The 22,284-nt window shown below is 61.8% G+C and carries 24 protein-coding genes; all 24 read right to left on the bottom strand.

The genetic code is table 11. The annotated features are described in order from the left end of the window. Positions 1-4: 4 nt before the first annotated feature. The 24 genes from ACTJLD_RS25890 to ACTJLD_RS25775 all read right to left on the bottom strand — a co-directional run bounded on the left by ACTJLD_RS25890 (position 5) and on the right by ACTJLD_RS25775 (position 22,273). The gene (locus ACTJLD_RS25890; protein ID WP_151062607.1) at positions 5-2,482 is read right to left on the bottom strand and encodes a VirB4 family type IV secretion system protein; all 2,478 of its coding nucleotides are present in this window, start codon (positions 2,480-2,482) and stop codon (positions 5-7) included. After that, positions 2,479-2,790, bottom strand: a complete 312-nt coding sequence (locus ACTJLD_RS25885; RefSeq protein WP_076889324.1) for a VirB3 family type IV secretion system protein — start codon at positions 2,788-2,790, stop codon at positions 2,479-2,481. The genes ACTJLD_RS25890 and ACTJLD_RS25885 overlap by 4 nt, the downstream gene beginning before the upstream one ends. Then, positions 2,783-3,163, bottom strand: coding sequence for a TrbC/VirB2 family protein (locus tag ACTJLD_RS25880; protein WP_151062608.1), 381 nt, complete (start codon positions 3,161-3,163; stop codon positions 2,783-2,785). Before ACTJLD_RS25880 ends, ACTJLD_RS25885 begins: the two co-directional genes overlap by 8 nt. Before the next feature lie 16 nt (positions 3,164-3,179). Next, the gene (locus tag ACTJLD_RS25875) at positions 3,180-4,226 is read right to left on the bottom strand and encodes a CpaF family protein (RefSeq protein WP_062911845.1); all 1,047 of its coding nucleotides are present in this window, start codon (positions 4,224-4,226) and stop codon (positions 3,180-3,182) included. Between the two features lie 275 nt (positions 4,227-4,501). Beyond that, positions 4,502-5,710, bottom strand: coding sequence for a vWA domain-containing protein (locus tag ACTJLD_RS25870; protein ID WP_151062609.1), 1,209 nt, complete (start codon positions 5,708-5,710; stop codon positions 4,502-4,504). Positions 5,711-5,717: 7 nt separating this feature from the next. Then, positions 5,718-6,647 carry a hypothetical protein gene (locus ACTJLD_RS25865; protein ID WP_151062610.1) on the bottom strand — a complete coding sequence of 310 codons (930 nt, stop codon included), beginning with the start codon at positions 6,645-6,647 and terminating at the stop codon, positions 5,718-5,720. 99 nt (positions 6,648-6,746) lie between these two features. Next, complete coding sequence (locus ACTJLD_RS25860; protein ID WP_151062611.1) at positions 6,747-7,772, bottom strand: ATP-binding protein; 1,026 nt, start codon at positions 7,770-7,772, stop codon at positions 6,747-6,749. Between the two features lie 119 nt (positions 7,773-7,891). Continuing rightward, on the bottom strand, positions 7,892-8,143 hold the full coding sequence (locus ACTJLD_RS25855; protein ID WP_151062612.1) for a DUF3717 domain-containing protein: 252 nt from the start codon (positions 8,141-8,143) through the stop codon (positions 7,892-7,894). 256 nt (positions 8,144-8,399) lie between these two features. Then, complete coding sequence (locus ACTJLD_RS25850) at positions 8,400-8,864, bottom strand: hypothetical protein (RefSeq protein ID WP_151062613.1); 465 nt, start codon at positions 8,862-8,864, stop codon at positions 8,400-8,402. Positions 8,865-8,878: 14 nt separating this feature from the next. After that, entirely contained in the window at positions 8,879-10,399 is a 1,521-nt protein-coding gene (locus ACTJLD_RS25845; protein WP_151062614.1) for a hypothetical protein, read from the bottom strand. A 78-nt stretch (positions 10,400-10,477) separates the two neighbouring features. After that, the gene (locus tag ACTJLD_RS25840; protein ID WP_151062615.1) at positions 10,478-10,873 is read right to left on the bottom strand and encodes a hypothetical protein; all 396 of its coding nucleotides are present in this window, start codon (positions 10,871-10,873) and stop codon (positions 10,478-10,480) included. Positions 10,874-10,961: 88 nt separating this feature from the next. Beyond that, positions 10,962-11,093 carry a hypothetical protein gene (locus ACTJLD_RS25835; RefSeq protein WP_257737063.1) on the bottom strand — a complete coding sequence of 44 codons (132 nt, stop codon included), beginning with the start codon at positions 11,091-11,093 and terminating at the stop codon, positions 10,962-10,964. Continuing rightward, a complete protein-coding gene (locus tag ACTJLD_RS25830; RefSeq protein ID WP_124680441.1) occupies positions 11,090-11,563 on the bottom strand; it encodes a hypothetical protein in 474 nt (157 codons plus the stop codon). The genes ACTJLD_RS25835 and ACTJLD_RS25830 overlap by 4 nt, the downstream gene beginning before the upstream one ends. Before the next feature lie 8 nt (positions 11,564-11,571). Continuing rightward, the gene (locus tag ACTJLD_RS25825) at positions 11,572-11,964 is read right to left on the bottom strand and encodes a hypothetical protein (protein ID WP_151062616.1); all 393 of its coding nucleotides are present in this window, start codon (positions 11,962-11,964) and stop codon (positions 11,572-11,574) included. Between the two features lie 86 nt (positions 11,965-12,050). Then, positions 12,051-12,512 (bottom strand): hypothetical protein, encoded by a 462-nt coding sequence (locus tag ACTJLD_RS25820; protein ID WP_151062617.1) that lies wholly within the window; start codon positions 12,510-12,512, stop codon positions 12,051-12,053. Positions 12,513-12,780: 268 nt separating this feature from the next. After that, positions 12,781-13,608 (bottom strand): PRTRC system ThiF family protein, encoded by an 828-nt coding sequence (locus tag ACTJLD_RS25815; RefSeq protein WP_151062618.1) that lies wholly within the window; start codon positions 13,606-13,608, stop codon positions 12,781-12,783. Beyond that, positions 13,608-14,243: a PRTRC system protein A gene (locus tag ACTJLD_RS25810; protein WP_151062619.1), complete on the bottom strand. Its 636-nt coding sequence runs from the start codon at positions 14,241-14,243 to the stop codon at positions 13,608-13,610. Before ACTJLD_RS25810 ends, ACTJLD_RS25815 begins: the two co-directional genes overlap by 1 nt. Continuing rightward, positions 14,240-14,968 carry a PRTRC system protein B gene (locus tag ACTJLD_RS25805; RefSeq protein WP_062911837.1) on the bottom strand — a complete coding sequence of 243 codons (729 nt, stop codon included), beginning with the start codon at positions 14,966-14,968 and terminating at the stop codon, positions 14,240-14,242. The genes ACTJLD_RS25810 and ACTJLD_RS25805 overlap by 4 nt, the downstream gene beginning before the upstream one ends. An 11-nt stretch (positions 14,969-14,979) precedes the next feature. Beyond that, entirely contained in the window at positions 14,980-16,122 is a 1,143-nt protein-coding gene (locus tag ACTJLD_RS25800) for a PRTRC system protein F (protein ID WP_151062620.1), read from the bottom strand. 99 nt (positions 16,123-16,221) lie between these two features. Beyond that, positions 16,222-16,440: a PRTRC system protein C gene (locus ACTJLD_RS25795; protein WP_046424183.1), complete on the bottom strand. Its 219-nt coding sequence runs from the start codon at positions 16,438-16,440 to the stop codon at positions 16,222-16,224. A gap of 8 nt (positions 16,441-16,448) precedes the next feature. Beyond that, a complete protein-coding gene (locus tag ACTJLD_RS25790) occupies positions 16,449-16,883 on the bottom strand; it encodes a PRTRC system protein E (protein ID WP_062911835.1) in 435 nt (144 codons plus the stop codon). A 77-nt stretch (positions 16,884-16,960) separates the two neighbouring features. After that, positions 16,961-18,634 carry a PRTRC system ParB family protein gene (locus ACTJLD_RS25785; RefSeq protein ID WP_151062621.1) on the bottom strand — a complete coding sequence of 558 codons (1,674 nt, stop codon included), beginning with the start codon at positions 18,632-18,634 and terminating at the stop codon, positions 16,961-16,963. A 265-nt stretch (positions 18,635-18,899) separates the two neighbouring features. Beyond that, positions 18,900-19,142 carry a hypothetical protein gene (locus ACTJLD_RS25780; RefSeq protein WP_062911834.1) on the bottom strand — a complete coding sequence of 81 codons (243 nt, stop codon included), beginning with the start codon at positions 19,140-19,142 and terminating at the stop codon, positions 18,900-18,902. After that, complete coding sequence (locus ACTJLD_RS25775; protein WP_233629406.1) at positions 19,142-22,273, bottom strand: SNF2-related protein; 3,132 nt, start codon at positions 22,271-22,273, stop codon at positions 19,142-19,144. Before ACTJLD_RS25775 ends, ACTJLD_RS25780 begins: the two co-directional genes overlap by 1 nt. Positions 22,274-22,284 lie beyond the last annotated feature (11 nt).

Raw genomic sequence — 22,284 nt, 5'->3', positions numbered from 1 at the left:
CCTCTCAGTCAACGGTGGCCATTTCTTCGAGATAATCTTCACGCCACGTCGGCGAGCCGGTGGCCAAATGCTTGTCGAGCGTGCGCTGAGCCGCGCCGTCTGCGCGCAAGATCGCGAGCGCTTCCTTCGGGAATTTCGCCTGCAACATCCGGGAGTGATCCGGCGTGACCCATAGGTAGTCGCGGTTGGGAATGCCCTCGCTGATCATGTCGATCTGGTCGTCGGTCAGCCCAAACACGTCGCGATAGAGGCGCTTGTTGTTCCGGGCGTCACGGTTCGGCAGGAAGAAGAAGTTCTGGATGTTCTCCTTCAAGATTTCGAAGTTCGGGACGCGCTCAAGCTGGCTCAGCGACTGCGTCGCCATGACGAGCGTGCCGTTCAGGCCGCGGATCGTGACCGCCCACATTTCCAGCCGTGCATAGAAGCGCGGGTACCGGAAGAAGAAGCCGCACTCCTCGACCTCGATGATCGTGACGCGCTTGCCATCCAGCCATTGCGAGATGCGGTAGAAGGCATAGTCCATGAACAGCGCCGCTGCGACCGGGTAGCTTTCGAACAGCTCGCCCATCTCGATCGCCAGATCGTCCGAAAGAGAGAACGCGTCTTCGACGTGATCGAAGAAACGACCGTTCTTTTCCCCCTTCGTCCAGATCTGCAGGCGCTCGCGCAACTCGACGGGCAACAACGTGGTCAGGAACGAAAGCGTCCAGTACTCCCGGCCATAGCCCTGCGCCAGCGTGACGACCCGCTCGTAAATCGTCCGTTGCTGTTGCGGGCTGCACGTGAAGTCCTCACCGTCGCCCTCAATTGCCATCTGGACCCAGTCCGACACGTACGTGTAGTGCCGCGGATCGGCCAGCAGGGATAGCGGGTTGACCTGTGTCGCGGCCGCAAACTTGCCGGTTGCATCGACGAATTTGCCGTCGGCAAACACGGTCGGGATGCGCGTCGACCGGTTCTTGTCAAACTTGATGCGGCGCGGTTGAAAGCGCCCCGTTTGCGAGACGAGAAAGTTGAGGAAAATGGTCTTGCCGGCACCGATCGGGCCCACAATCAGCGTGTGAGACTTCCCGCTCGGATCGTGCAACGTGACGCGCTGCAGGGTACGATGACGCGTCGGAAGAAGCGTCAGCGGGCCGACCTTCTGTCCGAGCTGCTGCGTGAGCCACTGGTTGACGTCGCTCCCTTCCGCAACACCGCGCACGGGTGCAATGTCGGACACCACCGGCGTTTCGACAAACTGCAGCCGCTTCTGCTGGTCCCACCTGCCCGGCAGCGTCGATGCCCATGCCGCGGCGAGGTTCCGCTTCTCGACGAGCACACCGAAGCCGGCGTTACCGATGCGGCCAACGATTTCGCGCGCGTTGTCGTCGCACTCATCGATCGTCTCCCCATAGACGACTACCGAGATATTCGCGAAGCCGTACTGCTGGCCGTCGGCGATCAGGCGCGCCAGTGCGTTCTCCGCCTCTTCGGCGAGGATTTCACGCCCTTTCTCGTTCTCCATACTTTCCTTTTTCTCATCCTTCGAGAAAAAGCTCTTCAGTACCTTGACCGGGCTGAATGCAGCGACCTTGTAGAACTTGCGCATCTTCTCGATGTACGCCTGCGCCTTGCTGGTCGACAGGAATCGAAACATCACGCACACATCGAACTCGGCGTCGACGTCGGCGAGGACGTCGAGCGCGGCCTCCTGGAACCCCATCCACTCTTTCACGGCGATGATCTTCGCGTACCGCGTGCCGTAGGCGGATTCGAACATGATGTGTTCTGCGCCGTACGTCACGAAGCTCTCTGTCAGGTGCGTGTCGAGCATCGTCACGGGATAACGTACCCGCCGCGGCGGAACCGACGGATTGGCGGTCTGGTGCAGAAAGGCGAGCGCGTTCTGCAGTTGAAGGCGCTTCATCTTGAGGCGGGCTACGCCCCCCTTGAACGCGTCCAGGATGCCTTCGAAGCGCTTGATATCCGACGTGATCCTTTCCATGTCGAACACGAATGCACTACGCGTGAACACCATATCCTTCACAGTCTCAAGCAAGGCGATCGGTACCGACTTGCCGCCCACCGTGATGTGATAGGCGATCTTCTCGAAAAGCTTGTTGATACCCGTCTCGGGCGTATACGCCAGCGCGAGCGAGTGGGTATTGCGGAAGTATTTTCCGCTCCCTACACTCTTCTGGTTGATTGCGTCGACGTGCTGATCCATCACCGATGCGAAGCGTCCACTGATCTCGCCCCGGACGCGACGATGCGACATACGCCACCACGCAGTGATCCGATGATCGAAGTTCTTGCAGGCGTGGTCGAGGTTGTCGCGGGCCGCCGAGATCTCGTCAGTGTTCGGGCTGTCCGCATCCACGCCTTCGAACGTGTAAAGCGTCAACAGTGACCCGTCCTTGTCGAGAACGACTTCGGGGGTCACCATCGTTGCCCACGGGGCGATTTCCTGAATCGCACGACGCTTCGGGTTCGCGCTCACAGCGGCAGCTCCTGATCAAATCCATACGGTCGCCGGAATCGGGCGGCGACATCGGCGGTAGGCAACGGCTCGTGCACATCGGGGTACCGGTTGTAGACGACCAGTACCTCTTTCCACCACGGATCGCTCGACGAAAGCCAACGAAGCACCCAGTGCACGACGATGCCGATGACAAGATAGATCGGCGACATGCTGCTGTAGCAGAGCAGCGCCGTCAGCGTGCCGTTGGCGATTGCGAGTCCGCGATCGGCGCCACCCATCTGGCGCGGCAGCGAAAGCGACCGGCTGACTTTTTTCGGTTCACGCACAGGTGTAGTTGATCTTCAGCTGGTTCTTCACGAGCGCGGTCGCGCAGGACGCAAAGCCGAGACCCACGATCACCGTCGAAAGCAGCTTCCCGAAGTTGCTCTCAGAGTTGGCGATCAGTACGCCACCGACGATGATCAGCACGATGCCGATCCCGAACAGCCACGGCCCACTGACGTACGCTTGAATCAGGCAGATGAAGTTGGCGGCATTGCCCAGATCGCCCAGGTCAACCGCTTTTGCGGGTAGCGCGGCAAACGAGAGGATCAGTGCGATCAGTGTCGAGAGCCGTTGTCCCCGCCCGAACAAATAGCGGGCGGTGTCCAGCGCCTTTTTCTTGATCAGCGAAAACAACGTTTGGATGTGCTTCTTCATCGAAAACCCCGTGTGGTTAGAAAACGCGTTCGAGGACGTAGTCCCCGTCTTTGAAACCCTTGATGGCCAGCACTTCGGACACGTGGCGCAGCTCGCCCGTGCGACGAAGGTGGATGACGTAGTGGAAGCAGTCGGCGATTGCCTTGCGCATGTCGGCCAGCTCCCAACGGCTGCCCGGCGGGATGCCTAACATTGCAAGGCTCTCGAGGCGGCTCAAGCCGCCGCGCGCATCGTTCGAGTGAATTGAACCCATTCCGCCGTCGTGGCCGGTGCTGAGCGCCTGGATGAAGTCGTACGCTTCCCCGCCGCGCACTTCGCCGACGATGATTCGGTCAGGTCGGAACCGCAGGCAAAGTGCAACGAGCACTTGCGCAGTCACCCCCTTATCCAGATTCGAGAGCAAGCGGACGAGATTCGGAACCGTCAGCTTCAGTTCCTTCGTGTCTTCGATCGTGATGACACGCTCGTCGTCCGGGATCGCGCCATTGAGCGCGTTGAGGAAGGTCGTTTTGCCGGTAGAGGTTCCGCCCGCTACCAGGACGTTGGCCCGGCTCCTCACCATTTCGGCGAAAGCTTCTTCCAGCACCTCGTTCTCGGCGCCCCGGGGGAAAATTGCCCGCTCGGCGTCGCGCTTCGCGTGCACACGAGAGAACGCCCCCAGCCGGGTGTAGTCCCCCAATGCCAGATTCGTTTCACGATGTCGACGTATCGCGAGCGCATCACCGTCGATGGCGGTCGGTTTCATGACCGCGGCGATCCGGAGGTTGTCGTGCCCCGCGTTGATGATCCCTTGCGCGGTTCCCCGCAGCGCCGACTTCTCGACGGAGGCTGCGAGCGAATGGATAGCACCGGTCAATGTCATCGGATTGAACTGGGCGTCCAGGCGATGCATCACGCCCCGCTCTTCGACCCAGATGTTGCCCGCGTTGTTGATCAACACTTCGGCGACGTTCGGGTTGTGTAGCGGTTCTTCGATCAACTTCAACGACTCGAAGAACAGCTTCACAGCGTTCTCTTCGAGTCGTGCGACCTTCAGGAAGGGACTTTCGGCAATTTCAGACATGCAGCTATTGTTCAAGCTGGCACATCCGCCAATCGCCTGAAAGAATGGCTAAATTGAGCAGCTTTTCCGCGGCTGGCGAAGTGCGCCGCGGTACGCACAAAGCACGGCATCGCGCGCAACTGGTTGAGGGGGTAAAACCGAAATGCTCCAGAAAAACGTATAGCTTTCTCCCCGCTCTTACCTCTGGACTGGTGGCAGGCGTTTGCGAGGGACCAAAAAAAACCCGGTCACGTGGACCGGGTGTGTTTCAGGAAATAGCGAGCCATTGCAGCCGCTCAACAGACGACTTCGATCGTCTCGCCGAACGGCGCGCGCCGGGCGCGCTTCAGCGGTGTCGTCGACGCCCAAAGGACCGGGTATGCCGGCTCTTCGGTGGGAAACATCCCCTCCATGTCGGTCAGGTACACCAGGAACGCGGGGCGGATGTCCTCACCCTTTATCCGGCGGAACGGATCGACAAACGAGGTGCCACCGCCGCCTTTCAGCGGCGCGAGGTCGACCGGATCTCCCAACTCGAAGACCTGAACCTGCGTCACACGCTCGTCGCAATCGATCACGATCAAGCGACGCGGGCGGATCGCACCGGCAACCGCCAGAATCTCGGCCGCGAACTGCGCCTGCGTTTCGTCCCAGACCGAGCCGCTGGCGTCGCGGACGAACACCGCATCACCCACCTGCGGCTCGTTCAGCGACGGCAAATACATGCCGAGGTGCAGGTAGCGCCGATTCGGCTGCGCCCACGTGTAGTCCGTCGGCACCGCATCCTGCGCGAATCGATGCAGGAGCGACCGCCAGTCGACCACCGGTGCCACGGATTGCTCGACCGCGGCCTGTAACGCGCCTCCGAGCTTCCCGCAGACCTGCGCCGCCTTGGCCGCCTGCAGCACAGCCAGCTTCCACTCGGCTTCCTTGGCCGCCTTATCGGGCCCGGCGTACTGCCGAACTTCCCCGCAAGAATTGGCAGGCCAGGCCGACCGATCATCCGCCGGATCCAACGGTTCAGCGCCCGGCGAGCCAGCGGATTTTCCCGGCTTGCCTCCCGACTGCGGAGGGGACGGCTGGCTGCCGCCCTGTCGCTTCGCCGTTTGCCGAGAATCGTTCAGGCGCTTGCCGTAGATTTCCTCCGCGGACATCCCCTTGAAGCACGGGTCGACGAGCGCACCACGTGGAAGCTGCATGCCGGCATCCAATACGATCGGGTTGATCGCGTAGTCGGCCGCCTCGTTCCAACCTGCCGGATCGCGATATCCCTGCCGCCAACAATGCCCGTTCGCGACGTGCCACACCTCATGGGCGAGCACGCCACGGATCTCCAGGTCGGTCAGGTCCGCCGCATACGCCGGGTTATAGCCCAGCGATTCGCCGTCCGTCCAAAACGTCCTGCAGCTCGGATCCTCGCGGACTTTGAGCCGAAGCGCCAGGGCGCCGATGAACGGGTGGTCGAGTACCAGCGCGGTGCGCTGCTTCGCGATGCGTGCGTCCATGGCGACCTCATGCAGCGGCGAGGAACGACAGACCAGTCGGGGACAGAGCCGAGACCTGGTCGGTCAGCGGCACCGACGGCGCTCCGCCCATGAAAGCCGCCATCAGTCCCTCGATTTCGGTCGCCTTGGTGGCCACCTGCGAACGCAGGACGCTGGACTCCTTGAGCTCGGCGCCGTTGTGCGCGGCGAGGTGCTGCTTCGCCTCCGTAAGGATGTGCGCGAGTTTCGGGTCGTTGCTGAAATTCAGCTTCGGCAACAGATCGCACAATTCGCGTACGTGATTCGCGACGTCGAGGCGGACGTTACCGGACGCGTACAGACGCGAAGCCATCGTCGAGACAGCCTCGTACAGCCGCCCGACCAGGTCGTGGTTTGCGGTCTGGATCGACGCCATCGCATGCTCGTCGATCTCCGTGCGCAACGTAGTCAGGACATCGTTCGGCAGGTCCACACCGAACTGGCTGGCGTCCGGGAACGGCAGCACCGACAACTTGACGCCGAACTTGCCTTTCAGCTCTGCCAGGCTCGGATAGTCCGCCTCGTTGTACAGGGTGTTCATCTCCGCCCTCGCCTGCTCCTTCAGGTCGAGGTAGTTCGTCAGGAAGATCGACACCGCGAGATCGAACTCGTCCTTCATCGCACGCAGTCGGTCGGCCAGCTCCATGTAGACCCTGGTCGGCAGCAAACGCACGCCCAGCTGGTCGTACTTCAGCGTCCGGCCATAGTAGTGCGAGCGAATCCTGTTGCCGATCGACAGCACTTCGGCATAGCTCGGCGCGTGCTCGGGGAGCAGGCGCTTATTGAAGCGTCCGATACCGCGCGCGCGGTGGCTTTTCTCGACCTCCTCGGTGACTTTCCCGTCGTAACGACGGGCAACCCACGTGGAAATTGCGAGGGATGACAACATGACCTTCGACTGCAGATCGGTGATGTTCATGAATAGCTCCAGATAGACAGAAAATGTCGAGACGAAAAAAAACCACGGACCGGAATCGGCCGTGGCAACAGGGAAAGGCACTACGGGGTTTGAAGACGGTTACTCGCCGCGAATGATCTTGCCGATCTCGCCGCCTTGCGCACGAATGAACGCATGGTGGTTTGCCAGCTCGGGCGTGCGCGCAGTGGCATCACGCACCAGCAGCGCCGTAAACTCGCGATGGCCGGCATCTACGAGGCGATCCGCATATCGCAGTACCCGCTCGAAATTGCCGTCGCTCGCCTTGTGTGCGAGCGCGGCGGTGAGCGCGTACAGGATGCTTGGCTCTTCCGGGATGGGGCCCAAATCGGGATTCAGGAGAATCGCGTCGACCGAAGGCAGCGCCCGGTAGATCGCGAGAAAGCTGAGCAGCTCGGTGCCGGCAGCTTCGCCGACCGTCGCACTGATCGCATCAGGCAGCATATCCGCCGGGACAGCTTGCATCGTCTTGGCCAGAAATCCCCATTTGCGGGGACTTGCCGACGCAACGATGTCGCGACTACTACGCTCCTCCCAGAGCAGGCTGGGCCTGAAACGAAGGAACGCGATCAGCTCGGGCGGCACGTTCTGTTGAACCGCCCAGGTCGTCCAGTCATCCACCGTGGCTTCAAGATCGACGACAGCCGCAAAGCGCGAGATCAGGGGATCGAGAATCCCGTTGACCGCAGCGTTGTCTCCGCGGCGATTGGTCGCCGCGACAAACGTGACGCAGTCCGGCAGTTGGTGTTCGCCGATTCGACGCGCCAGCAACAGCTGCATCTTGGCGGCCTGCACCGCCGGCGAAGCCTGGCCGAGATCGTCGAAGAACCAGACCAGTGGACGCGTCGCCGACAGTGCCCTCTCGAGGTCCCCGAAAGGTAAGAATCGAGCATGCGTGCCGTCTGACGACGGAAACGGCAACCCCTTCGAGTCCGTCGGGTCTTCGACAACCGGGTGGCTGATGAGGAGGTCGTGCTCGGCCGCCTTGGCGGCAGCCTCGACGATGTCAGATTTGCCGATACCCGGCCGGCCGGAGACCAGGACCGGGAAGCGATTCGGGATATAGGCGGCAAGCAGCTTGGTAAGACGTGCGGGAGAGAGTTTCATGGGGTTCCTGAATTGAAAGAGCCCCACGGGAACCGCGCCCGGCAGGGACGTGACCCTGCGGGGCGATTGAAGATGCCGCGATGCGGCGAATCGATGCGTCCTGGGACGCCGGTTTGTACTTACGCGCGTGCGCCGAGCAGCGCCGCGGCCTGCTTCGGCGTCAGTGACGATCGCGGGACACTGCTTGAGCGGTTCACGATCATGACGCCGTAGACGTCCGCGAGAACGCGTGCCTCGGCGCAGAGAACGAGCAGCTCATCGGGGCCAGTCGGCACCGGCGAGCGATTGCGCCACACGTTAATGGCCCCTTCGATCTCCGCGATCGAAACGGCGTCCAATCGCAAGGAGGTTGACGCGTCAGGTTGGCTCATGGGTGACCTCGAAAGTATCGCCCCGTGAACGACGCCCTGCGGGGCATGATCCCCTGGGGCTGTAGGTGGCCGCATTGCGGCGGATTCGATGCGTCGATGACGCGGTGAGTAAAGCCAGTGTAGGAGTCGCAATTCTTTGGGTCGGCCGGAAAGATCGAGAAATTCGCGGGGCTTTGAAACCATCCCGTTCCGTACGGACGAAAAAAAACCGGCGCACGTGGCGCCGGTTGTTCAACATCGGTGGGCGAACCACCTCTTACGTCCCAAGCAGGTCGCCCTGAACGTTCACCATCGGAAGGACTGCCTCCCGGATCTCAGCATCGCGCTCACGCATCCGTCGCGTTCGCTCCTCGCCGACACCGTTGTGCTTCTCAACCACATAGATGAAGTACAGCGGCGTTGCCGGTCCCCGCCACGCGGTCCATTCGGCCATGATTCGCGCACGAATCTCCGGCTCGCACGCGAAATAGGACGCACGACCGGCGCGCCATTGCCTTGCGTCGAGATCACGCATTAGCTGCTCGCTCTGGCGGGCCCTGTCGATACGCAGCGCCTTCTCCGCGTCGACGTCCGTCTCGGGTGCCGGCGCAAGCTGATCCGCGAACAGCGGGCAGTCACGCTCGAGCTTCCGAGCAACACGTATGTGCCGATTGAGAAACGCCTGCTCCTTTCGGCGGGTCCAGACGTAGTCTCCGTACCGCACGGTTCGATCGAATCGCATCTTTCGCTCCTCGATCAACCGGCGAACGACGTGAGCCGCGACCGCGCATAGTCCAGCGTGCCATTCGTCGCGTGAAGCGTCCGCGCCTCCGTGGAACCCGGCTTGGCCAACGCGTAGCGCGTCGCCGCACCATGGCGAAAACTGCGGATCTCGGAATAGCCGTCAGCGATCGCGCGATCGACGTGTTCGACACCGGTGATGACGGTGTTGTCGGGCGTCCGATACCGCGCGAGGCCGGCCTGCTGCTTCGCGTCGTTGGCGACCTCTTCGGCGAGACGTTGCGCCTTGGCGGCGTCCTGCTTCGCCTGCCACTCGGCTTGTGCCGCCTCATCGAAGCCGCAGAACGCAAAGATCGCGCGCCACCGGCGGGCCGAATTCAGCCCGCGCAACGACAGCCCAAACTGCTCGCGAAGCACCTGCTTGCTTTGGTCGTTCCGACCGTCGGGGTGATCCAGAAACTTCAGCAGGGTGGCGACGTCACGGGCCTCGACGGCGGCCGCAAACTGGTTCGGCCTTTCGAACGTCGTACGCCCTCGATCCAACCTCGCCATATCGGTCCTCAGGTCATACTGCCGTTGCGAGATCCGCCCTTTCTGTCGGTCAGATTCGAGACTGTCCAGCGCCTTCCTCAGGACCGCGTCCCCAATCAGCTCACGCAAGCGCTCAGCGACAGGAGACATCCCTATACCAACATCCAACGGGCGTTGGTATTGCTCAGGAAGGGCCGGCTTGTCCACGAGGCCATCGGCGAACAGCCTGTCGTCGACGTCGACATACGTGCTGTTCGCCGGAGCGGTCCGCAACGCCTCGACGACCCTCGCGCCGAGCGCCGCGTCGATCGTCCGCTTTTCGTGACGGAAGATCGCCACCGCAGACTGCATGACGTTGTACGGAAGCGAGTTACGAAGAACGGGAACCTCCAGAAGGACGGGGAACCACTCCAGGTCGTACCGGAAGTGTTTTGTGTCGCCACGATAGTCCGCCAACACCGCGTCAGGAATCGGCTGATCCTGGAACAGCGCATAGGCGACGTGGAGCTCGTGTCGACCGTTGACCCCGCCCGACAGCGAGAGACGCGGTCCTTGCGATGTGTAGCCGAAGAGGTCGACGGCGACCTGATCGCAAACATCGGGTAGGCGAAAATTGGATCCGGCGGCACGCGCAGTCTCTACCTCGGCCTCCAGTTGCTCGCCTGACAGCATCCACGCCGGCCGCTTCGCCAGCTCGAACACGAACTGGAAAACTTCCCAGCGCTTGCGGGTGATCTGCCATGGCTGCAGCTGCCTTCCGTCCTTGGTGAACCAGCGGTCACGAAGTTCGGCAAAGATCGACGTGAAGATCGCGTGCGCGGTGCCCGGCTGACGGACGGTCAAAATCCCGTTGTAGCGCAGGATCGGCAGCGCGGTACCACCACGTGTCAACGAGATTTCCGTCGTGTCGTAAGCGGACAGCGATGCGTCGTGGAAGAACACGTGGAAAACGTGCGCCAGGGTGTCGACTTGAATTGCTGCGTTAGGGGTGTGAATCGTGTACATGAGTGGTCGTCCTTGCAAAAGGGGCAACCACCCCATCCGGGCAGTTGCCCCGGATTGGGAGAGAGAGAGGGTGATGCGTCAGTCGAGGTCGAACAATCGCGATACGGCGGCAGCAATTGCCCAGGCATCGGACCGCGAGCGCGCGCCGATGCGAATCACCGGCTGGATGCGCCTATGCCCGTCCATCGCTCGGATCAAGTTCACTTGCACACCAGTCGCCGATTCGAACCGAACTACCGAGACGCAGGTCTGCCCTGCCAGATAAGGTGCTTTCGGCCACGCCGATGTTGCACGGAGCCCGCAAAGTTCTTCGGGTGCAGTCGCGTATTGGTTGGCAGGCAATACCCATTCGGGCTCGAGGCCGCCGTTTCGCAACGCACCGTCGATTTCTGCGGCGACCTCACCCACCGTCTTGCCGACCGGCTCGAACGGCACGCTCGCCAGTTCGACCGGCAAATCCAGTACTTCAGACATGGAAACCCCGAAAATAAAAAGGGCCACACCGAAAGGTGTAGCCCTTGATAGGAAGGTGGCCGCCCAGAGGGTCGGCCGTCAGTTCGATTTAATGCGTGTGGTGACGCAGAGAACGACGTTGGTCGCGCTCCGCCTTGCGACCGCGTTCGCATGCGACGATGCCGTAGCCGCAGAACACCAGCGTCAGAAGCAGTGCAACAGGACCGAAGTACATATTCATTCTCCGTTCATGGAATCCATGCCTACGATGTAGGTTATCACACCGATCACGACCAGAGCAGCGACGTTCATCGCGGTCCAGATCGAGAACTCCGAGATGGCGTGCACGTAGCCGACTAAGCCCACGATCGACGAAACCGTCAGCGTGTGGCAGAACCGCCCGAACTGCTGCCGCTGGTCCTTCGACCAGGACGCGCGAACAAGCCGCGTACCCAAGCGGGACCGCGACGAGGCCGCCGGCGGCACCACCGAGACGACAGCAAAGCTATCCCCAGTCGATTGAATGAGCTTGGCCTCATTCCCATCCCAGGATGCGGTGATCGTCGGCGGCGGCTCGCTGTCGTGCACTACCGCCAGGACGGCACGGACGCGGGCCGAGACATAGACCATGCCCAGATCCGCGTCATAGGACCCGCGATCGATGATCGTCACCCCCGAAGGGTACTCAATGCAGACGTCGACGAATTGCATCAAGCCCCCTATCGCCTGTCGCTATCGAGACCATCCACGAGCCGCAGGCCGCCAAGAAATGCCTGGTAGCCCTCGTCCGTGTCGAGCTGCGCGAGCGGCACGACGTTGTCGCCACCGCCCGACAGGTCACGGCAACCGCGCCGGGTGCGGAACGACACCGCGACATGCTGGCGCGACGTCGAATCCGCAACCTCGAGCATCATCCGGCTGGTGCGCAGGGTGACGCGGCAGCCGCGGCCGGCCTTCGCCGGCTCAGCCACCACCTCGTGCTCGCCCGCGCGCAACCGCAGATCGCGCGCAACACGGTAAAGCATTCGCGTTGCATGTTGGGTCAACGCCGCATCGGACGCGACGCCGCCCGCGCGCCGATCCGCATACAAAACTTTCGGTACCTTGAACATCTTGCCCTCGGAATAAAAAAAGCGAGGCCCCGGACGGGAACCTCGCTATGCAGGAAGAAGCCGGCGGCTGCCGGCGATTAAACGGCTCAGCGCGTGATGCGCATGCCGGCAGAACTGCTGACGAGCATCACGCGATCGCCGGGGGCGAAGCGCTGCTCGTCGGATTGAACGACCACCAACGTCCGCCCGGATCCCGTGCGTACGACGACCTCAAGGCCGGCGTGACGCGCAAGCGATTCCGACAGACGCTGCGAGACGTAGGCCGCACCGGCGCCAGCAAGCGCGCCGGCGATGTACCGCCCGTTGCCGCCACCGATCGTGCGGGAGCCGAGAAATGCGCTGACACCCGCGCTCAACAGCGACGCCAGGCCGGAACGGTCCGACTCGTTGGTGATCGTGATGCCGCGCACGCTGACGACGGTGGCCGCCTCGATTTCACCCGCGCGCTGAACGTCGTAGCGCTGGTAGACGTCGGGAGAGCCGAAGTCATACGAAGCACATGCGGTCAGGGACGCGAGAAGCAGGACAGAGATGAGAAGCTTGAGCATGACGATTGCCTCAAAAAAGAGGGCAATCGCCCGTCAGGGAGATTGCCCTGACAGGGGAGCCGACACGTTGTCGGTGAGAGAAATGCGCACGGACAGAGCCGATGCGATTGGGTCGATGCGCAGATGCGCGAGAAACAGATTCAGTGTAGGACCGCGCGCCGGCGCCGCGCGCCAGAATCATCGAGAAAACGGCCCCGCTTTCCACTGGACGAAAAAAAAGCGCCTGCCCGATTACTCGGGAGGCGCTGGTTGAAGTTGGGTTGGCAATCTACCACGGGATATCCGGGTCCATCGGATCCGCGCCCTTGCGCCGCCTCGACTTCTTCGGCTTTGGTGCGTCATATCCGAAGCGCGCCCACGCGACAGGATCGATCGGTATCGGGCTTGTGCGCCCCGTCTCGAGGTTCACAAAGCTGCCCGAATACTTCAGCGACCCCGTCCGATAAAGCGTCCAGAGTAGGTTGTAGGCCTGTACCGAGATCGCCTGATTGATGACCAGGGACTGCTTGCGCAGGGCATCAGCCATCGAGCAGGACGGCGCGTCGTCGTCCTTGTCGTTCTCGGCGTTCAGCAGGTCCGGGAACAGATCACCCACATGGGGCAATCTGTCGTGCCGGGCCCGGCCGAGCTCGCCAAGGATGACCTGGCCGCGATCCGTCTCATTCCCGCAGTCGAGGTAGTAACGACAACTCCCCCGCTTCGCTGCCCGCACAATGGCGTGCCGCGCGCGACGTGAGTCGACGCAACCCACCACGATGTCGGCGATGATCCGCACCGACGAATCGACACGCCGCGGCTCCGCAACCCAGTTGGTACCCATCAGGTTGTTGAGCCGATTCACGAGCAGCAGCGCCTTGTAATGCCCGACGTCATTGGGATAGAACCCCTGCCGCCCGACATTCGTCTCGCTTACCGTGTCATCGTCGTACACCGTGCACTCGAGCCCGCCAGGGTGGCCGAGCTCGATCATGGCGTGATGCAACCGCGCGAGACTGGGAAGAAATGCGCTCCCGGTCCCGCCGGCTCCAACAACCACGACACGCCACGGCCGACGGATCATGTCGGCCGGAATACTGTGAGTGATCACCTCGCTCATCACACCACCTCCGTCGTCAGCGCGGCCGCCCATGACTCGGGAACGCGTTCGAACTTCTCGAAGATTCCTTTCGCGCAAAGCCGCAGCGCGACCGACGGCGTACGATCGCAATCGCCCAGCACAAGCGCAAACTTCACGTCGTGCTTGTCATCCTGATTGTCCGTGCGCGAGAAGAACGCCTGGCCGGTGCCATGGGAATGGCAATCCACCACCAGCCATTCGTCATCTGCCAGTCGCGGACGCTCATAGACCAGATGCCCCGGCCCGTGCGACAGTGAAGGCAACGCAACGATACGGAACTCACCGGTCACGCTGTTCCAGACAATCCACGCGCCGACCTCGTTTGGCAACGCCGCCCGGGCCATCGCATGAAACTCCGCGACGAGCGTGACGGGAATCTGCCCGCACAAGAGCACCGTCGTCTCTTCGACGTTCCCGTACGGGACAGCCGTCGAGACCGCGTACTGCGCGATGCGACGCACCACGTGCACCCAGGGACGCGAGATTTCGAGATAGACGCCATCCGATGCGATGAGCAGACGCTCACCCGAACGCGCCATCGGGACAACGGCCTCCCGCGACGGAACCATCACCGAGGGGAACGACTGCTGAAGAACGGTATCGAGCGGATTCATGCATTCCTCCCGAGTTGGCCGTTCACCAGCTGCTCGAGCGTCCGCCTCATCGGGACCAGCGCGTTGAGCGGAAACGTCTCGCCGAACTTGCCGTCGAGCATGTCCCGCCAGAACGCGTACTCGCCGTCCTTGTACTCGATGCGTTTACCGCCGGCGTTCGGATGCGTGAAGGCCGAGTCGAAGAACCCGGCTTCCCAGCCATCGATCGACGCCACATCCACACGCTTCGGAACCCGCGCGCTACCGATGCAGATCCGACCCATGTCCCAGGTGTTGAAGTACGGCGGCTCGAACAGCGGCGTCTCGCGTACGGGGCGATCGCTGCATGCCACCGCAAACACGGAAAAACCCTGATTCGAGGCCTGGAACACCAACCCGGGATTCGGAACCACGGCGCTTCGCTTACCGAGGCTCTCGCATTCGAAGAACACCCGGCGCATCGCTGGCGGACACCACCACGTGACTGCTTCTGGCGAGACCCCGAGCACCGTCGCTGGCAAAAACTCCGCCCGCGGGGCAACGTGTTCGGCGAGATGCTGAAGCGTTTGAACAAGCACCTTCCGGTCAAGCGGACGACCGGCGCCAATGACGGGTCGACCGCTTTTGCGGTCAGCGATGACAGCGTGGGCTGTCGCAAAGTGCGCGCCATCCTTGCCCGTATAGAGCAACAGCGCTTGCGACAACGCGACATCAGAGCCGGTTCTACCGGCCGAGATACCAGACATAACACACTCCTTTAAGTAGGTTGGCTCACCAGCGCGAGAAGTCGGTCGAGATGCGTGAGAATTCGAAACGCCAGTGCCAGGTCGGCGTACTGGCGGCGGATAGCCTTCGGAGTCGACTCCAGCCGGGAGAACCCGCTATAGGTCGTTGCATCCCCGCATTGAGCGGCACCGTCAAAGTGATGGTCGAGAAGGTCGCCAACAAACGCGTTGTCCTCGACGATCACCGAACAAATTCCATAGACGGGATTTGCGTCGTAGCTCACGTGAAACAGATCTCGCGTTCGGCTACGGCGCATCAGCGCCCGGAGGTTGAGAACCTCGGTGCATACGCGCCGAGGCATGCCCCTGCTGCGAGCGCGAAGCCGCACCAGCTCCGGGTCGGTCATGGCGCGCCGATCACGCCACTTACCGCCGCTAAACACACACGGATCAGCGTCGTCCGGGCAAAGCTGTGGCCGAACAACCGACGGCAGATACGCGGAGCGTGTTTCTGTGTCGTCCTCGAAGCGTTCCTTCAGCGCTTCGTCCGCATCCTTGTCTGAAATGTTCGGATCGCCGTCCCAATACCAGCACGAAAATTCGTATATGAACCAGTCAGGCAGGCGGATGAACATCGTTCGGGCCGATGCGCGGTACACCGCGGCCATCACCGTTCGGAAGAGCAACGGGTGGGCCGACCGCAGTGTCTCGATCGCCCCTTCAAGCGAGTAGACCCACTCGTCTTCAAGACCGAATCCGAAAAATAGCGGCGTCGGATCCTCATCGTTGTTCCCGTTACCGAGGCCATCGAGAACATCACGAACCGCATGCGCGTCGAATAGATGCGGCGTGAATCGCAGCCGGGAAAACTGCCCATGCTGACGTCGCGTCCACGCATGAAACGCCTGCTGGAACGCGTCGCCGGCGTCGGCCGGATCATGAACATCGCCTGCGCGTAACGGCCCGTACTGGAAATGCTTAAGGACCAAATCGGACAGGTTCACGTTTTCGCGCCACTTCAACCGCACCGCGCCCGGCACCTCCGTCGAGAAGGAAGGAAGCGTCAGAAGATCAGCGGCAGGTCGACGTCCGGCAGCGGCAGCGCGTGGCGGTTGCCAGCGCGCGGCCGAGCCAGCTGCGATGCTTGAATCAGGGAGTGCAGGATCGAAGAACATTTCCGCATTTCCTCGTCATATAAAAAAACCGGCCTTTCGGCCGGTTCCTGTTGATTGAAGCCACCATCCGGAGCGGACAGGGCTTTGAGCAGATCGCGTTTACGCATGGGCACCCTTGGCACCCGCTGCGCGGACGAATTTGTAGTGCGCCACCTCGCCCTTCATGTCCGGGCCGTCGACCGCAGCGGTCGTCAGCTCCGGATACTGAGCGGTGTACAGGTCACGAACCTGATCCGGCGAGAATGCCGGGCCGGGATCCATGAGCGCCATACCGTTGTAGGTGAACTCGCGTACCAGTGCAGCAATGCTGATCGACATGATTTACCTCACAGAATCAACGAGGACAGATCCGTGCCGGCCGGCTTCTCAGCGGCAGCGGGCGCGACATCCGCCGGTGTGGCGGTCGCACCGTCTTCGTCGTCGGCGTCGCCTGCGCCCGCGTCTGCGGCCGTCGGCATCGATGCTTTCGCCAAGACCTTCTGCGCCTTCGTCGCCTGCGTCTGCTGCTGGGCTTCCAGGATCGCGTTGGTAGCCGCCACCTGTTCGCCGAGCGACTGGTGCGCCGCGGTAAAGCTACCGATCGCCGCCGCGAAACCCTCGTCGAGCTCGCTGGCCGTCGCTTTCAGGATCAACGGCTGTCGCAACATCGCGTCCTTACCGCCGGCCGGCGTCAAAAACACAACGATGTTGTCGCCATCCATCGTCAGCGACAAGACGAGTTTTTCCGCGGAACGAAGCAGCGGTTCGAGTGCTTGAAACATTTAAATCTCCAAAAAAATATGCGCCGCACGAGGCGGCGAAGAATGTTGATGCGGCTCGGCCATAAGCCGCCCGCTACTTAGAACTTGAGAACCTTCAGGAGCTTGCCCTCGTAGGTGAACCCTTCGACGGCGAGCAACGCCGTGATGACATCAGCCTTCGCCTTCGAGAACACCTTCTTGAAGTTGTCGCCCATCGCCGTGCGCAGCCCGAGCTCGTCCGCGATCACCATCATCTCGGCCTTGGTGACGAGTTCCAGAAACTCTTTGTCGAGCTTCCAGTACTGCGTCAGGTCGAGGTTGTGGTGCTTGCAGAGTTGCTTGAGATACGGAACGTCGAGGCCTTCGATCGCCGCGACGAACATGCCGGTGACCAGCGTCGCGGCCTGCTCATCCGACGTGGCGCAAGCGAGAAAAAGGGCCTTCGAGAGATCAGTTGCAGGAGCCTTCTCGTCCGTCACCTTTTCGTAGACGGATCGGAAAACGTCCTCCTTGATCTGGCGCGCGTATCCCGCGAGGACGATTGCGATCAGGTACTGTCGCGCGAGCGCCGCGTTCTTGCCGACGTCCCGCCGCAAAGCCTTGCGCCAAAGTGCCTCGCGGTACTGCTTCACCCGGTCGGACTCAGCGACGACGGTTACCGCCGTCGGCGCAGACGTATCGGATCCGCCCTTACCAGCTGCCTTAGTCGAAACGGTCGAACCCTTGGTGTCAGAGGTCGCGGCTTTCGCCGCCGCCTTCTCAGCCGTGATCCGGTCCGCGACCTTGCGCATATTGCACACAGTGTCGAAGCACTGGCCGCGGAAGGTCTTGCCGAGAGAGTCCGGCAACCCGCTGACCGCGACGCCGTAGTTCTGGCAGCCGTGGCACGCCTTCGCTTGCGCCTCGCCCACCCCGTTCGGCCCTTCGACCGCGAGTTGGACGCGCGTGTGGTTGTCACCGGCGCGCACGATCCGTACGGTCGGAAATTCGTCCCGCAAGCCGTCAGCAATCGCCTCGAGCTGCTTTTCGGTCTTTCCGTTGTAGCACTGGCGATTCGTGCAGTTACCAGTCGCTATCGACTCGCCGAACATCTCGGATTGCGTTGCCGAGTTGTGTGGGCACGCCGCGCAATCGGTTTTGTCGAAGATAGCGGCGGACAGAGAGCATGCCGCGCTCTCGACCAGCTTTCGCACGTCGGTGACGGACTTCTTCTCGGCGATGATCACCGGAAGAACGCGATCCTGATTTTCCTTGGAGAGCGCGGCCAGCAGCTCCGCATGACCAAGAAGAATCTGGCGCGTATTCAGGGCGATGAGGACTTCGTTACTGCAGTTCAGCAACGCGAGACGACTGTTGAGCGTGGGAAGGCTCCAGCCGATTCGCCTGGCAGCCTCTTCGCGATCGCCCTTGCAGCGGCCGAGCAGTCGCGCTGCGTCAACTGCTTCTTCACCGGGGGAAAGGTTCGACCGCTGGATGTTCTCGATGAGAGCGATGTCTTCAGCTTCGGCATCGTCGACAAACACCACCGTAACCGGCATGTCGTAGTCTTCACCGCGCGTTTCCATTGCGGCTTTGTACCGACGGCCTCCGGCTATCAGCTCGAAGTACTCTTCGTCGAGCGGCCGAACGATGACCGCGGTATGGACGCCGCTTACGCGGACCGTAGCCTTCATCTCCTCCATCTCGGCGTCGTCGAAGTACGTTCGGGGGTTTCGCCCGAGCTTGATCCGGCGCAGCTTGACGGTGGGTTGCTGCAGATGTGCGTGTTGCATGTCAGGTCCTCCGAAGTGGGAACCTGCCCCCGATCGGGAGTGGTTCCCGATGGGGTTGGAAAGGAATGCCGGCGACGCCGGCTGAGTCGATGCGTCAGAGACGCGGTAGATGAGGAAAAGATACCGCCTGAATTCGCGGGACTGCCGCGGAAAGCCCGAAAGAAACACCCAGCTTTCAAGCGCGTGCGCCCGCCGCGCGCATCAATTAAAAAGGCCCGATCAAATGACCGGGCCTGAGCAAAGGAACTGGGGCGTCCACTGAACGCTACGCTGCACCTTCTCCATTGACGGAGCGACTGAGCAACGTCGTGACAGCGCCGCTGACCATCCATCCAACAAACTCGGTCTCGTACGGTTGGTGGACAAGGCGATCGAGACATACCACTTCCGCACCGCCCTTCGTCACCTTTCCGAGAACTCCCGCAACGGTTGCGGTGCTCGACCCATCCCGCTTGATCGTCACCACGCCATCGCCAATCGCAACAGTCACGCGCCGTTCCGCTTTCATTACGCTGCCTCCTTCAACAATTTACGCATGTCGTACGTCTTTTCACCGTGAAGCCGTGCAATGTCTTCGACGAACGCATCCAGCAAGGTGTCCATGTGCAGAAACGCCTCGTCTTCGAGCTCGGGTGTCGCCCAGTCCAGACCTGCCTGCATCGCGTCACGCTTGTGCGCGACCATCTGGTCCTGATAGACATCGATGCTTCCGGGCAAGTGGAAGTACTCGACACTCAACCGCCCCTTGCGATTCCACCGCAAGGCCCGCCGCATCGCCTGGTACTCCGCACGCCAGGTCCACGACCGGTCGTAGAACAAGACATAGTCCGCGTTCGGGAGGTTATAGCCTGCCCGACCCGACTCCTTGGTTGAAAGCAGGCCCGTTGCGAGTCCGGTGAGGAACCGTTGGTCCTTTGCCTTCACCCGCTTGGCTATCGGGACACCGCCATGGAACAGCACCGTGTCGATCTTGCTAACGTCGAGCTCGCGGGCGATCAGATTCAGCACGCCGGGGTTTTCGGCGAAAACGATCGCCTGCTTACCTTCGGCTGCAATCTCCCGCATCCGGTCGATCACGGCACGCTGTTTGCTGGTCAGCCCACTGCGGCGCTCGATCCCCTCCATCCCGTACTGCGGATAGTTTGCGGCGAAGTGCACCGCCCGCATTCTCGCAAGGATCGTCACCAGATTGCAGGATGTACCGTCCTTCTGGCGATCTCGGTACCACGATGCGAAGTCGTCGGCCGCGCGCAAGTACATCGCGAGATGATCCGGCTCCCAGTCCACTGTGTGAACGCGGATTTCCGGCGCCTCGATCTGGATGTATTTCGCGACGTCCGGCTCGCACACCAAGCGACGCTTGAGGTGCGGCGCGAGCATCGCTCGGTAAAGCGACAGATTTCCTATCTTCGGCACTTCGCGCTTCGCCCCATCCTGCAAGTTCTCCGCGAATTGCCACGTGACCCACTCCGTCACGACGAAATCGTCTCGGAATCGATCTATGCCGCGGTCGGCGTACTCTACTGACTGGAGCCAGCTCTGTTCGAGATAGCCGCGACGATACCCGTACGGTTGAGCAGCGGTGCCATCACCCCCTGCAAATGCGATCAGACCGAACGCGTCTCGCGGGTAGTTCGGAATTGGGCTACCCGTCAGCACGTACCGCCGGCGTGCCGACAATCGCCACAGCGCACGGCTTTGCTCGCTTGTCGGGTTCGCTAGACGCTCCCCTTCGTCAGCGACCAGCAGCCCAATTCGACGCCGCAGGCGGTGCGCATACGTCGCCCGTCTCGACTGCGACGGATCGACCACCATACGCAAGCGCTCATACGAGATCAGGTTGAAGCGGCGCAGATCATCCAGATCGGCGGGCGACTCGATAACCTTGATTTCGTCCATACCAATCGGCGTTAGCGCAGCTTCGGCCAACAGCTCCGAGACCAGACGCGCTTCCACCACAATCAGCCCATGCTTGACGCCGGCCGCCAGAATCAACGCGAGCGCGAGCCGCGACTTGCCGCAGCCCTGCTCCCAAGCGATCACGCATCCCGACGGCTTCATCAGCGTCTCGATAAGATCGTCGACCTGGAATTCCCAGTCCAACCACGTGGGAATCCCGAGTGTACTGACGCGGGAACGAAGCGCCGCGGCGTGATCAGGAAAGCGCGCCGCCAACCCTTCGTGGACAACCTCCCATACCTGAGCGACGTTTTCAACCGCGAATCGCGCGTTCAGCTCGTCGACCGCGAGGCGGTACTTCGCGCCCTTGAACACGTACGCGTACGTGCCATCGGCTTCCCGCTCGAACACCACTTCGTCTCCTGCCTTGATGAGCGGGCTCGCCCACATCCGGTCGTCAACCTTATGCGTCGCACGCGCCCTGCCAACCACCGACGACGCCGATCCGGCTCCCGCCGAATACACAACGTGCCGCAACGGTGTCTGCTGCCGCAGTGATCGCCGGGATCGCGCGGCGAGGTGCTCACGCAGGCCGGGCGCGACGCTAGGTTCTCCGCCTGCGGCTCGGATACGCTCGATCAGCCTCTCGAAGGCGCCTTGCGGATCGTCCTGTACCAGATACACCTCCAGGTCGAGTAGCCCCTGACCCGCATATCGGAACCCGCGCGGCAACCGATGGCCATCCGTCGAGAAAATGCGGTGATCGTAGATAGCGTTCAGCACCATCGCTTCGGTGAATCCGCACCTGAAACCCAGTCGAATCCAGCGACCGTCATGCGCCACGCCAACGCGGGCGTCTCCGGTTACCGGTCGTGTGATTGCAGGAATGGAATCGTCGAGCGTCTGCAACTGCAGCCGTGGCCGATCAAACGACCGCTCCTCCCAATGTAGGCTTAGGAGCGGTGCGGGTCGGCCGAGGTCAGCAGCTGCACGGACGAAGTCGCCCGGCCGTGTCCTGTATCGATCGAAGACAAGCACTGCCGTCCGGACGTTTGCGCCCTCCAGCTGGAATGCGTCGTCCGGCAGCTCGAAGTAGCCGGCCAACCGTTTTGCGGCCCCGTAGTAGTGAAACGGCTTTCCGAAAGTCGCACCGGCGATTGCTTCGGCCATCGTTGCCGGTAACAAGGCAACGACCACGTTAGCAGCTTTCAGAGCTTGAGCCAGTGCATAGTCATGGGACAACGCGCTGGTGTTCGGGCCATATCGTCCGATCGTGGTGCACTCGAACGGATACAGGTGCGGCGACTCGAGGTGCAGCGAGAACGGCGGATTGATCATCGCAACGTCGAACCCGGACGGTCGGATTTCTTCCATTCCAGCCCGACGAATCGATACCTTGAAACCCGCTCCCTCGAATGCCGACTGACATGCCGCCACCGCAGGATCGTGTACATCGACGCCGTAGATCGAATGCCGCTCCGGATCACCGAACTGCAGGAGGCGCCCCGAGCCGATCGAGTTGTCGAGAACATGGACCTTGCGCTTCGGGTTAAAGCGCTCTACGAATCCCCACATATATCGGGCAACTTCGTCTGGCGTGAAAAATTGTCCGAGGTGGCGCCGTCGCGCTGCGGCCAGCTCACCGTGGTGGGCCACGCCGACATCGAGCGAACCGAGGCTTTTCATTGCCCGTAGCGGCGCATACCAGTCGCTGGCTTCGAAATCGAATGCAGTCTGCATAGAAATCTCTC

The organism is Burkholderia sp. 22088 (assembly GCF_052045915.1).
In the GTDB taxonomy this organism is placed as follows: domain Bacteria; phylum Pseudomonadota; class Gammaproteobacteria; order Burkholderiales; family Burkholderiaceae; genus Burkholderia; species Burkholderia cepacia.
Note: the sequence above shows the minus strand (reverse complement) of the source record. Positions and strands in the feature narration are given on the sequence as shown.